The organism is Pedobacter sp. ASV28, from assembly GCF_016428855.1.
Lineage (GTDB): Bacteria > Bacteroidota > Bacteroidia > Sphingobacteriales > Sphingobacteriaceae > Pedobacter.
Map to the genome: position 1 here is coordinate 1 of NZ_JAELTN010000055.1, position 13,134 is coordinate 13,134.

At 38.4% G+C, this 13,134-nt stretch carries 8 protein-coding genes and 1 pseudogene; 5 read left to right on the forward strand and 4 right to left on the reverse strand.

Going from position 1 to position 13,134, the window contains the following annotated elements; translation table 11 throughout:
• Positions 1-57: 57 nt before the first annotated feature.
• The 4 genes and pseudogenes from JHD79_RS17445 to JHD79_RS17460 form a co-directional block, all read left to right on the forward strand.
• Positions 58-981 (forward strand): annotated as a pseudogene (locus JHD79_RS17445) (PIG-L family deacetylase); the annotation flags it as partial.
• A gap of 90 nt (positions 982-1,071) precedes the next feature.
• On the forward strand, positions 1,072-2,217 hold the full coding sequence (locus JHD79_RS17450; RefSeq protein WP_199120586.1) for an acyltransferase family protein: 1,146 nt from the start codon (positions 1,072-1,074) through the stop codon (positions 2,215-2,217).
• Positions 2,218-2,395: 178 nt separating this feature from the next.
• Positions 2,396-5,242 (forward strand): pitrilysin family protein, encoded by a 2,847-nt coding sequence (locus JHD79_RS17455; protein ID WP_199120587.1) that lies wholly within the window; start codon positions 2,396-2,398, stop codon positions 5,240-5,242.
• A 57-nt stretch (positions 5,243-5,299) separates the two neighbouring features.
• Positions 5,300-6,070, forward strand: coding sequence for a DUF1835 domain-containing protein (locus tag JHD79_RS17460; protein WP_199120588.1), 771 nt, complete (start codon positions 5,300-5,302; stop codon positions 6,068-6,070).
• A 25-nt stretch (positions 6,071-6,095) separates the two neighbouring features.
• Here JHD79_RS17460 and JHD79_RS17465 read toward each other — a convergent pair whose 3' ends face one another.
• Positions 6,096-7,652, reverse strand: coding sequence for a glycoside hydrolase family 10 protein (locus JHD79_RS17465; protein ID WP_199120589.1), 1,557 nt, complete (start codon positions 7,650-7,652; stop codon positions 6,096-6,098).
• Positions 7,653-7,837: 185 nt separating this feature from the next.
• On the opposite strand from JHD79_RS17465, the gene JHD79_RS17470 reads away from it, so the two are divergent.
• Positions 7,838-8,749, forward strand: coding sequence for a hypothetical protein (locus tag JHD79_RS17470; RefSeq protein WP_199120590.1), 912 nt, complete (start codon positions 7,838-7,840; stop codon positions 8,747-8,749).
• A 6-nt stretch (positions 8,750-8,755) separates the two neighbouring features.
• Here JHD79_RS17470 and JHD79_RS17475 read toward each other — a convergent pair whose 3' ends face one another.
• From JHD79_RS17475 to argH, 3 genes are all read right to left on the reverse strand, one after another.
• Positions 8,756-9,919, reverse strand: coding sequence for a glycosyltransferase family 87 protein (locus JHD79_RS17475; protein ID WP_199120591.1), 1,164 nt, complete (start codon positions 9,917-9,919; stop codon positions 8,756-8,758).
• Between the two features lie 223 nt (positions 9,920-10,142).
• On the reverse strand, positions 10,143-11,528 hold the full coding sequence (locus tag JHD79_RS17480) for a Gfo/Idh/MocA family protein (protein ID WP_199120592.1): 1,386 nt from the start codon (positions 11,526-11,528) through the stop codon (positions 10,143-10,145).
• A gap of 165 nt (positions 11,529-11,693) precedes the next feature.
• Positions 11,694-13,025: an argininosuccinate lyase gene (gene argH, locus JHD79_RS17485; RefSeq protein WP_199120593.1), complete on the reverse strand. Its 1,332-nt coding sequence runs from the start codon at positions 13,023-13,025 to the stop codon at positions 11,694-11,696.
• Positions 13,026-13,134: the final 109 nt, after the last annotated feature.

The following is a 13,134-nucleotide window of genomic DNA, read 5'->3' on the forward strand; positions in this document are numbered from 1 at the left end:
GCATACGAGATGGTAACGCAGGTCTCGTGGGCTCGGAGATGTGTATAAGAGACAGCCATTACCGGATGGCCTGGAGGTAAACCGAATGCTGATGATAGCCAAAGACCAGAAAGAGCACTTCCAGCGATTAAGCGTTCCATTATTTTTTCACCACATCCCGATGATGATGTGATCTCTATGGGCGGCACCTTTATACGTTTGGTTGACCAAGGGCATGATGTTCACGTGGCCTACCAAACCTCTGGAAACACTGCCGTTTGGGATGATGACGTACTTCGATTTGTAGAATTCAACATTGATTTCTCCGAAAAAATGGGATTGGATCAGACCAAAATGAAGAAAACGTATAGCGATATGCGTGAGTTTATTGCCAATAAGCAACCTAATCAAGTTGATACCGATGAGATTAAAGCTGTAAAAGGCCTTATCAGAAAAGGAGAAGCCATTGCCGGTGCAAGGTATTGCGGCCTGCAAGATGACCATATCCATTTCATGGCACTTCCTTTCTATGAAAGCGGAAAAGTGCAAAAAAATCCGGTTACGGAAGAAGATGTGCTGATCACCATGGAATTATTAAAAAAAGTAAAACCTCACCAAGTTTTTGCTGCAGGCGATTTTGAAGATCCTCACGGCACTCATATCGTTTGCTTCAACATCATCCTAGAAGCTTTAAAACGTTTGGAAAAAACTGAAGACTGGGTAAAAGATTGTTGGCTATGGATGTATCGTGGTGCTTGGCTTGAATTCGAGACCCATGAAATAGAGATGGCTGTTCCACTTAGCCCACAAGAAGTTGAACGCAAAAAATTCGCCATATTCAAACATCAATCTCAAAAAGACAGGGCGGTATTCCCTGGCGATGACGCCAGAGAGTTCTGGAAAAGGGCAGAAGACAGAAATAGGGAAACCGCACAAGCATACGACAACTTGGGACTTGCCGATTACGAAGCAATGGAAGCCTTTGTTCGATATAAGTTCTAAAGTATCCCAATAAAAAAGTACATATAAAAAATATCTTCTATATTTAGTCGACAATACTAAATTTATAGAAGATATTTTTATTTACACCATATGGAAACCAAACCTCAACGCCTCTTATCTCTCGACTTTTTTAGGGGTTTAACTGTGGCTGCCATGATTCTAGTGAACAATCCTGGCAGTTGGAGCAATATTTATGCCCCATTAGAACATGCAGAATGGCATGGCTGTACGCCTACAGATTTGGTATTCCCTTTCTTTCTGTTTATTGTAGGGGTTTCCATAGCTTATGCCATGGGTTCCAAAAGACTAGACCCCTCATCCCATGGTCAGACCATCTTAAAAGCACTAAAGAGGGCTGCTACACTTTTTCTGTTGGGCTTTATCTTAGCCATTTTCCCCAGAAATTTCAGTGACTTCTCCTTATTCGAATCGTTAAAGACAGTTAGGATACCAGGTGTACTACAAAGGATTTCCGTTGTTTTTCTTATTTCCTCTATACTATTTCTAAAATTAAGTGATAAAGGTATTTTTCGGGCTATCGTAATCTTGCTAATGGCCTACTGGGCCTTAATGACCTTTGTTCCCGTACCCGGAGTGGGTTATGCCAACCTAGAAAAGGAAACCAATTTAGGCGCTTGGTTAGACCGGACCATACTAACGGAAGCCCATTTATGGAAATCGGCAAAAACGTGGGATCCTGAGGGCATTTTAAGTACCATACCTGCCATAGGCACTTGTTTATTTGGCATCTTGGTAGGTGTTTACCTGAAAAAGAAGACCGTAGAACCTGCTACAAAGATTGCCTGGCTATTTTCGATAGGTACCCTGACTGTAATAGCTGGCCTACTTTGGGATTTGCAGTTCCCCATTAACAAATCACTTTGGACCAGTTCATACGTTCTCTATACCGGAGGGCTGGCAACCATTATATTGGCTTTATCCTATTGGATTATTGACGTTAACCATTACAACAGGTTTACCAAACCATTTGTGGTTTATGGTGTGAATGCCATTACGGTATTCTTCCTTTCGGGCCTAACGCCCCGCCTTTTAAACATGATTAAAATAGATTTTAATGGCGAGAAGGTAGGAGCGCTAAATTATGTGAATAAAGCATGGTTCGTACCGCATTTCTCTCCAATTAATGCTTCTCTAGCTTATGCAATAGCTTTTGTACTTTTTTGGTATGTTATTCTTTGGGTGATGTACAAGAAAAATATCATTATAAAAGTATAACTGAACATATAGAAGGGTTTACCTTTACAAATTTATTAATGAATTAAAAATCTGTAATTTACATTTTGGTTTTTATTTTTGAATTGGAATAAGATAAAGTACATGTAACGTTTTTAGGCAGAATCTATCTTATATGTTCAATAATACTCGGCCTCATAACAAAACTTAATTTTAAAAAATGAAAAAAAATCTGCATCTATTAGCCTTTGGGGCTTTATCGCTATTGTGGGTACAGCCCATAATGGCACAAAAAAAAGCTCCAGCCAAAACCACTCAAAAAGCAACAGCCAGCCAAGCTATACCTAATGACCCGAATGTAAGAATAGGGAGGCTGCCGAATGGACTAGTCTATTACATACGTAAAAATACCGAGCCTAAAAACCGTGCAGAACTTTATCTAGGTAACAAGATTGGATCTTTAATGGAAAATGACGACCAATTAGGCTTAGCACACTTCACAGAACACATGGCCTTTAATGGAACGAAAGATTTTCCAAAAAACGAGATCATTAACTACCTGCAAAAGGCAGGTGTTCGTTTTGGAGCCGATCTAAATGCCTACACAGGCTTTAACCAAACCGTTTATCAGTTACCTATACCTACCGATAGTGCAGACGTCTTTAAAACAGGTTTCAAGATATTGGCCAACTGGGCTGGAAAAGTAAGCATGAATGGAGCCGATATTGATAACGAACGTGGCGTAATTGTGGAAGAAGATCGTCAACGCGGTAAAGATGCAGGCGAAAGGATCAGAAAACAACTTCTGCCTTTCTTACTAGGAGACTCAAGATATGCTAATCGCTTACCAATTGGCAAGCTAGAGGTGCTAAATACGTTTACCCATGATAAAATTCGTAGTTTCTACACAGATTGGTACAGGCCAAACCTGCAAACGGTAATTGCTGTTGGTGATTTTGATGTAAATGAAGTTGAAAATCTGATCAAGGCCAACTTTTCTGGGTTAACCAATCCTAAAAATGAACGTGCAAGGGTAAATTATACCGTTCCTGATAATATCCAGCCCTTAATTAAAATTGCTACAGATAAAGAACAACCTTATAATGTAGCACAGGTTATCTATAAACAGAAACAAGGTCCGGTTAAATCTGAAGCAGACTTCAGGTTGCAAATGACACAGAGCATGATCAATAGCATGCTAGCTGCACGCTTTGCAGAAATTACCCAAAAAGGAAATGCACCATTCTTATTTGCACAAAGTTCTTATGCCCCTTATCAAGGCGGTTTAGTTTGGGGACTTAGTGCACTACAGACGATAGCTGTAGCGAAAACCGGAGCCGAGCTTGAAAAAGCAGTTGTTGCCGCCATTGCTGAGAATGAGCGTATGGCAAAGTTTGGCTTTACGACCGGGGAACTGGAAACCGTAAAGAAAAAAATGGAAGCTGCCATAGAAAAACAATTCAAAGAGAAAGATAAAACCAAGTCGACGGTATATGTGCAACAGTACCTAGACAACTTTTTGGTAGGTTCAAGTATCCCTTCTGCTGAATATAGTTACGAGCTTTCCAAAAAAACGCTTCAACAAATTACCCTGGCCGACATCAATGCCGTGGCCAAAACACTGGTCACCAAAACCAATCAAATCGTAGTGGTTCAGGCACCTGAAAAAGATAAAGAGAGTTTGCCTACGGAAGCCCATTTATTGGCGGCTATTAAAAACGCTGGCAATGGCGTTACTCCATATGTTGACAATACCGTAAACAAACCACTTATTGCACAAGCTCCTAAAGCAGGAAGTGTTGTAGGTGAAAGCAAGAATGATAAAATTGGGGTTACCACCCTAACCTTGAGCAATGGTGTTAAGGTGGTATTAAAACCTACAGATTTCAAAAATGACCAGATCATCTTTACTTCATTTGCGAAGGGTGGGGCTTCTTTGGCTAGCAATGATGATTATGTATCTGCCGAAAATGCCAACCTTATTGCCCAAAGTGGCGTGGGCGACTTCAACCCAACACAACTAAGCAAATATCTTGCTGGAAAGACGGCATCAGCTAATGCTTATATCGGCGATCTGTACCAAGGCTTCTCGGGCAGTGCCTCTCCAAAAGATTTAGAAACGGCCTTCCAATTGATCTATGCCAGGGCAACTAATCCCCGAAAGGATGCAGAGATATTCAATAAGAATATTAGCGATTTCAAAGTGATTACCGCGAACAAAAACAGTAGTCCAACCAGTGTATTTGCAGACACCGTACAGGCTGTAATGGCCAATTATCATAAACGCGGAATGCCTACAACCTTGACAGACATTGAAAAAATCAATTTAGATAAATCTTATGCCTTCTATAAAGACCGTTTTGCCGACGCAAGTGGACAAACCTTTATTTTCGTTGGTAATTTCGAGGTAGAGAAAATCAAACCTCTTATCACTACTTATTTGGCCAGCCTACCCTCTTCAAACAAAAAAGAAAACTTTGTTGACAATGGCGTAAACCCACCAAAAGGAAAAGTAAGTAAAACGGTTAAAAAAGGGCTGGAAGATAAAGCTACCGTACAATTGTATTTCCATAATGATTATGTGTACAATGCAGAAAACAATGTACAATTAGATGCTTTAAAAGGCGCTTTGGAGATCAAGATTCTAGAAAGACTACGTGAAAAAGAAAGCGGTGTCTATAGTCCTAGAGTATCTTTAAGTGTCGAAAAATACCCAACTGCACATTACTATTTAACCATCTCTTTTAATTGTTCAAAGGCCAATGTCGACAAACTCATCAATGCCGCTATGGAAGAGGTAAATTCTTTCAAACAAAATGGTGCCACTGCCGAGGATTTACAGAAATTTAAATCAGAAGAATTAAGGCAGGAGGAATTAAGCTTAAGAGAGAATGGCTTCTGGCTAAACTACCTTTCTAACCGTTTAAAGTATGATGATGACATTGATCAAGTTTTAGGGAATAAGAACCGTATTAATTCAGTAACTGTAGAAAGCACCAAAGCTGCTGCACAAAAATATCTAAACGGCGAAAACTATATTCGATTGGTTTTGTTGCCAGAAAATTAATTTTAATCTATATTTTTATAAGGCCATCTTAACAGATGGCCTTTTTTTATTAGCAAAATGCCTTCAAAGACACTACACATCCTAAATGGGGAAGCTACCTTAACCGTATTTAGGGATACTGGAATAAAAGGAGAGGTATTAGTATGGAATGAAGTATTAGCTCAAGGACCTGTTGCTTTAACAAAACTTTGGAATATCCGCGCCAATTATATCTGCGAAAACTATAAGATAGACAAAGAAGACTATACCCATAAGGTACTCAAAGAAGTAAGGAAACTAGATAAAGCTTCTATTTATGAAGATATTATTTTGTGGTTCGAGTTTGATCTGGTTTGTCAAATTAACTTGTGCTATATTCTGAGCCATTTATATAAGACCAACGCATTAGGCAAAATTCACCTCATTTGTCCCGATAGTTTTAATGGTATTGCCAATTTTAACGGTTTGGGTCAGCTTAATCCTAAGCAGTTAGAAAGTCTATTGGCAACTAAGGTTTTATTGCAACCACATGATTTTATAATAGCAGACAAAATCTGGAAGGCTTATGCAAATCAAGATATTTCAGTTTTAACAGCATTACTATATTCTGATTTTGGAAATCTCGCAATGACAAAACCTGCTTTGACAGCCTATCTTCAGACTTTTGCCTCCAACAATAAAGGATTGAATATTATAGAACAGTTTCTTCTTGAGCAACTTAATGGGGGCAACAACAAAAAAGAAGCACTACAACAATTTTGGAATACATACCCTATTTATGGATTCACCGATCTTCATCTATCACTAATTTTAGAAAAATTAAAGAAAAGAGGTTTTATAAAAGACTAACCGTTTCTCCATCCAAATGAGGCAGCTACTTTGCCTCTACACCCACTGGCCCACTGGGATCACTTTCATTCTTTATCCTATCTAAAGCAGTTACCAAGTAACTGTACCTTTTTCCTTTTTCTACATTTGTATCCAAAAAAAACGGATAGTCTTCAAAAATAATATGTACAATATTTCTGGCATCAAGAACAGTAATCTTCTCCCCCTCTTCAAAACGATAAACTACATAGCCCGACGCCGTTTCGCCATCCTTAGCCTTCAATGGCCTTGACCATTTAAGATTAATTCCATCATTCTGTGCTTCGGCAGTTAAATGTTGGGGTTCATTTGGCTCTATATCATCAAGCCAAGGCATTTGCGGCGGCAGTGCCGGATATTTATAAAAATCGTTCCGTAGCGAATCGGCAAGTCCCCGAGCTACCGTTGATAAAGATTTAGAACTGAAATATATGCTTCCCTGTGCCCTATTATTTGCCCTTATTGCCCTGATCTGGTTAGGCACTTCATTAGGTTTGGCCCAAGCTGGTTCTCTTTTCGTAGTACCATTATGGATGAGGTAGGCACCCTGTCCTATATAAAGGTGCCTTCCATAGGTATTATTGCTCCACCAATCTAAAAGTACACCAAATGGAGCTGCCGTTCTAGAAAATGAAAAATAAATTTGCGGATTAATATAATCTACCCATCCTTCCTTTACCCATTTTCTGGAGTCTGCATAAAGTTCTCCATAATTTGATAGGCCATTAGTTTTAGAGCCTAGCGTATCTTCTCTAAAATTACGCCAGATGCCGAAAGGGCTAATACCAAATTTGATATATTTCTTATAATAATGTACACTATCATTGACCATTTTCACCAATAAATCGACGTTGTTTCTTCTCCAGTCGTCTATTTTGGTAAATCCATTTGGATATTTGGAGAATGTAGCACTATCATTAATCACCTGTCCGGCAACACGATAGGGATAGAAATAATCGTCAAAATGTACCCCATCTATGTCATATCCTTTAACTACGTCAAGAATAACCTGAGTAATATATTCCCTATTTTCTGGAATTCCCGGATCAAATAGCTTTTGTCCTCCATATGTGTAAAACAGCTCTGGGCGCTTATTGGTAATGTGGTCCGGATGTGTCACAGCCTTTGCCGTCATTGTTGCCCTGTAGGGGTTAAACCATGCATGTAGCTCCATGCCTCTTTCGTGTGCCTGTTTTACGGCAAACGCCAGGGGGTCGTAGCCAGAAGCAGGAGATAGCCCCTGTTTTCCCATAAGCCAATGGCTCCAAAGTTCCCGTGATTTTGCATATAGCGCATCAGCGGTAGGTCTAATCTGCAAGATAATCGCATTCAAACCATTCTTTTTATGCTGGTCCAATATGGCAATCAATTCCTGTTTCTGCTGATCCATGGTAAGCCCAGGCCTAGAAGGCCAGTCGATATTGCTCACACTAGCTACCCACACTCCCCTAAATTCTCGCTTGGGTGCAATTTTTGCATCTTGCTGAGCGTTTAAGTAGAGTGGCGAAAAGATCGAGAGCAAGGACACAAGAAACAAGTAGCTATTGCGGGATTGGTTTGACATAGAATTAAGATATAGTTTTAAACCCAAAGTTTAAAGTTACTAGCAAATTAGAATTAAACTGTTAACGCCTGTTTAATAATTTTGATACAAAACTGACATTATTTTTATACTTTTTTGATTTTTTGCTAAGTTAGCGAATTCAAAAATGTAGAAACAACAAAAATTAAGGTATTGAATTAAAGCTGATGCAAAAACAAGAAAATAGTTCAGATAACAAGGTAGACCGGAATAAAGTCTATTTTTTGATTATTGTAATTGCAGCGCTTTTGGGTATAAATGGATATTTATACTTTAAAGACAAACAGCAAAATACCCGATTTGTAACGATCAACACAGAAAAAGACAGGTTAAAACTAGAAGTAGAAAAAATAGAGGTAGAATTGGACCGTGTAAACCTGCTCAACGTTACCCTTAACGAAAAACTGATCGAAGAACAGAAGTTGGCCAGAAACAAAATTGCGGAACTTAAGCTGGCCTTAAAAAAAGGAGAACTTACACAAAAGGAGCTTGACGAAGCCAATACGCAAATTGAGAATCTCCGTGAATTTGTGAAAAGCTACAATAACCAGATCGCTCTCCTAGAACAGGAAAACTCTTATTTAAAAAACGAACGCGATAGCTTAAAGACTACCATTAACAACTATAACGAAAAAACAGAAAACCTTAGGAAAGAAAACCGCAATCTTAACAGAAAAGTGAAGGTAGGATCTGCCTTAAAAGCTTCCGACATCCGTGTAGATGCTTTTAGGGTCAAAGATAGTGGCAAACATATCCTGGTCACCAAGGCCGGCACAGCCAATAAATTAATCATCGATTTTGCCATTGTACCCAATGAGCTGGCAGAAAAGAATTACCATAAGATCTTTCTGAGGGTCATAGATCCTGCAGGAAATTTGATTGCCAACGAGAACAATATGTTTGAAGCCGATGGCCAGCAAATGCAATACAGTACGGCCATAGAACTATCCTATAATAATGATAACACCAAGTACAAAATTGATTGGACCAACCCAAGGTCATTCATAAAAGGTACTTATTCCATTATTCTTTATGCCGATGGCTTTGTAATGGGCAAGTCAGAGATTAACTTAAAATAGTAAGATCTATACCTGGATAGCCATATGTTGATCTTGCACAGGCGCCATACTCGTAGCGAGTTTAATTACCTTTAACCACACCAAGAAAAAAGGCACACTGATCATCTTTATAAATATAGGATGTAAGGTCGTAAAATCTGGAAACAACATTAAAGGAAAATCAAAAGACGAGAGTATAACTGCGGCTAATAATAGTTGGTCTGCCAAAGTACGTTTGGCCATAGTATACCAAATACCCACACCAACTACCGCAATAATGTACGTACAATCTTCAGACCCCGAACTAAACAGCACAGGAAAGAGCAATACCGAAGCAAGTATAGATAATTGAAAATTGTTTTTATGGTACTTTATAAAATTGAGATAGGGTAGAAAAAAAATGCCGGCACCTACAATAAGGAAGTATAGATTTGGAATTGGACGGTTAAACAAGCTCCTTACAAACCCCATAATTGAAATATCACAAGTAAGCGAAGCGATATTCAGTGCATTTTTTGCGCCCAAGGAAATGGCCCATTCCTTGTAGGAATTTATAATATAGGCAGGCGAAGAAAATAACATAGGCAAGCAAAACAGTATCACAGACCAAAAAAACAGATAGAGCACAAATTTTCTCTTATCTTGCACAAAAAAGAAAAAAGCAAGGCCTATAATCCCATAAAGCTTAATAAATGTACCAAGCATGATAAAAAAAGCCGACCACAGGCCTTTCTGATGATTTCTTAGGGTATAGCTAAAAATAATCAATGCTGCTGTTGCAGGATTAAATTGTTGGCTCAACATGGATGAAACAAAACAGGGTAAGGCAATAAAATAGATGATATTTTTTTGCGTCATCTTTATAGTAGATATAGCCTTGAACAGCAATAGGCAGTTGAACAAATTCCAAAACAACAGGCCTACTTTGGTAGAAAGCAGGGCGAAAGGGGCCATAAAAACACCAAAAACTGGCCCATAATGATTGGTATCATCATGAATTTGTGGATAAGCAGTATATAAAGACTGTTCTTTGATCAGATTTAAAAATGTATTTTCAAAAATGAGATAATTGTTAAGCCGGTGCCTAATCAACGACTGGGCAAAACAATAGATCGAAATCAGAATCCAAAGCCCTAATGCAGAAAGGCTGATCCTGTCATAACGTTTTAAATTAGAACCTAAGATATTCATTTGTGTGTGCTGAATTAATTTTGTTATGATTAATCCAGCGTCAATTATAACTAATATGTTACAATTAAAAAAATATTTTTATTTTTTGAAAAGATTTAAAGATGGGGGAATATTTAGTATTGAGCGTTTGGCGATAGCACCAAACGCTGGGCATCAAGTTATAGGCAGGAATCCAAACCCCTCTAAACAGTTTCTTTAATTGAAATTTAAGCAGTTTCTTAATCTACATTACAATATCCATAACCTTATTCTTTTTCCGGCTTTCTTCAGCCATGAAACCCATAATATGGCTCTCAATAGACTCATCTATTGTTGAAGTAAGCAATGCCGGATTTTTTTGCGCAACGGCTTGTACAAAATCACGAACCAATAACCAGTCGCCTCCACCATGTCCACTATTTTTATATTCTTCCACATCTTCTGCTTTCGGAACAAATTTAGTCTCTTTACCCGTTACAAAGTTATGATGTACCAGCTCCGTCATATCGCCAACCAAATCGCCCATAGAACCCATTACACGTGTTCTTCTATCGTGATATGAAGTAAATGCCTCCATAGAAAAACTGGCCGTCACACTATCCCCAAACTGGATATTAGTAATGTAATGATCTGGCTGATCATTTTCCATTTGATATACACAACGACCATAATTGGTCCTCTTTAATTTTTCACCAATAAAAGCTTTTCTATCTACCCCAGCTGGTACATCAAAAACAGCAGTTCTTTTGTTAAGATCTACATATTCCTTAATCGCAGAATATGGACATTCTCTTTCTATTTTACAGCCATCGGTACAACGTGCAGTACTTCCTTCTGGTGCATTCTCTTTTCTAAACCACTTTAAATCGCCCATGGCAGATATTCTCTTGCTAGGTTTGTTCAGCACCCATTTAATGATATCTAGGTCGTGGCAAGATTTTGCCAGAATAATTGGTGTAGTTTCTTTGGAGTTGTGCCAGTTTCCCCTTACATAAGAATGTGCCATATGCGTATGCTCAATGGGCTCAAAGTGCTGTACACTGATCACTTCTCCTATTGCCCCTTTGGCAATCAGCTCTTTCATTTTCACAAAATATGGAGCGTATCTCAATACATGGCAAACGGCAACGGTGCGTTTGTTTTTTTTGGCCAGATTTAAAATATCCCTACATTCTTTTTCAGTGGGTGCAATGGGTTTTTCCAAAAGGATATCATAGCCCATAGCCAAAGCTTTCATACATGGCTCGTAATGCAAATTATCAGGAGTAGAAATAATTACCGCATCTGCAAATTTAGGACGCTTGAACACCTCCTCCCAAGTATTAAAACGCTTTTCAGTTACTATATTATGGATTTTTGCATACCTATCGTTTCTAAATTTGTTAGGTTCTGCAACACCAATAATTTTAATCTGATCAGTAAACTTAGCCGCAAAACCACCATACACCATGCCCCTATTTCCAGCACCAATAGTAATGGCCGTAACAGGCTTATCCAGTTTTTTATGTAATGGATTCTCTGATATATTATACAAAAAGGAGCGCTCTCCTATTTTGGCTAAGACCTCGGTACTAATTATAGAAGCTCCTACAGTTAGCGAAAGGGTTTTGAGTAAATTTCTACGGTTCATTTTGGTTATATTTTGTTTTATATAACCAAATATACATTTCAATTTCTTTTGAATTGTTCTAAATTAACTTTTGCTATGTTTCGATTTTAAAAGAAAAGAAACAAAGGCAAGCCCATCACCTAATTGAGTAATCGGAGAAATAAACTGCTGAAGTTTAAGCTTGGGCTAAGCAATTAAATTGGAAATGGCCTTATTCACTTTCTCAAAACCAAACTGATTTAAAGTCTGTTTCATTCCTGCCGAAATTTCCTCATTCATTAAATGACCAATACTGCCTTCGTGCGTATGCTTTAATTCGTATTGTGGCTTAAAAGTTCCTGTTTCGATCTGTTCGCCCACTATTTTATATGCTTCTCTAAAAGGAATTCCCTGTAATGCCAAATCATTGACTACTTCGACACTAAAAAGATAATCGTATTTCTTGTCTTTCAAGATATCGTCCTTAATGTTGATGTGCTGCAACATAAAATTTGTAATCTCTAAGCACTCGTTTAAAGAGATAAAAGCCGGAAAAAGATTTTCTTTCAACAACTGTAAATCTCTATGATAGCCAGAGGGCAAATTCGTGGTCATCATTGCAATTTCATTAGGCAATGCCTGAATTTTATTACAACGAGAACGCACCAGTTCAAAAACGTCTGGGTTTTTCTTGTGTGGCATAATACTGCTTCCGGTAGTTAATTCTGATGGAAAGCTGATAAAACCAAAGTTCTGGTTGATGAACAGGCAAACATCCATCGCCATTTTAGCCAAAGTTGCCGCCACAGACGACATGGCCTGCGCCAAAATACGTTCCGTTTTGCCACGGCCCATTTGAGCATATACTACATTATGGTTTAAACCTTCGAAGCCCAGTAATTCGGTGGTTAGGGTTCTATTTAAAGGAAAGGAAGAACCATAGCCCGCAGCTGAGCCCAGTGGATTTTTATTGGTGATTTTCCAAGCGGCCAACATCAGCTCCATATCATCTGCCAAACTTTCGGCATAAGCGCCAAACCATAAACCAAAAGATGATGGCATAGCAATCTGTAGATGAGTATAACCAGGTAAAAGTTTATCTTTATGGGTATTGCTTAATTCTATAAGCTGGTTAAACAACGCTTGCGTGTTGCCCACCATTTCTTCAATACAGCTTCTGAAATATAGCTTCAAGTCTACCAAAACTTGATCGTTACGTGATCGGCCACTATGGATTTTCTTACCCGCCTCACCAATACGCTGGGTCAATAACCATTCTACCTGCGAGTGTACATCCTCAACAGGATCTTCAATTACAAAATTACCCGCTTCAATGTCCTTATAGATCTGCTTTAACGCTACCTGGACTTCTTTCAATTCATCCGACTTTAATAAATTGATGCTTTGTAGCATTTGTGTATGTGCCAAAGAACCTAATACATCGAACTTTGCCATTTGCAGATCCAGTTCTCGGTCCTTTCCAACGGTAAAATTTTCTACAAATTGGTTTACATCAATATTTTTTTGCCAGATCTTCATCTTGAATACTTATGATTGTTACTTAATAAATCGTTCTGCAAAAATACAATAAATACCGCAAGAATAGGAGATAAAGCAGTTTAACACCAAAAACGCAATAAAGTTGCAA

Excerpts from the sequence above, each read along its gene's own strand:
- JHD79_RS17450 (WP_199120586.1), top strand. The coding sequence starts at position 1,072 with ATGGAAACCAAACCTCAACGCCTCTTATCTCTCGACTTTTTTAGGGGT.
- JHD79_RS17455 (WP_199120587.1), top strand. The coding sequence starts at position 2,396 with ATGAAAAAAAATCTGCATCTATTAGCCTTTGGGGCTTTATCGCTATTG.
- JHD79_RS17460 (WP_199120588.1), top strand. The coding sequence starts at position 5,300 with ATGCCTTCAAAGACACTACACATCCTAAATGGGGAAGCTACCTTAACC.
- JHD79_RS17465 (WP_199120589.1), bottom strand. The coding sequence starts at position 7,652 with ATGTCAAACCAATCCCGCAATAGCTACTTGTTTCTTGTGTCCTTGCTC.
- JHD79_RS17470 (WP_199120590.1), top strand. The coding sequence starts at position 7,838 with ATGCAAAAACAAGAAAATAGTTCAGATAACAAGGTAGACCGGAATAAA.
- JHD79_RS17475 (WP_199120591.1), bottom strand. The coding sequence starts at position 9,919 with ATGAATATCTTAGGTTCTAATTTAAAACGTTATGACAGGATCAGCCTT.
- JHD79_RS17480 (WP_199120592.1), bottom strand. The coding sequence starts at position 11,528 with ATGAACCGTAGAAATTTACTCAAAACCCTTTCGCTAACTGTAGGAGCT.
- argH (WP_199120593.1), bottom strand. The coding sequence starts at position 13,025 with ATGAAGATCTGGCAAAAAAATATTGATGTAAACCAATTTGTAGAAAAT.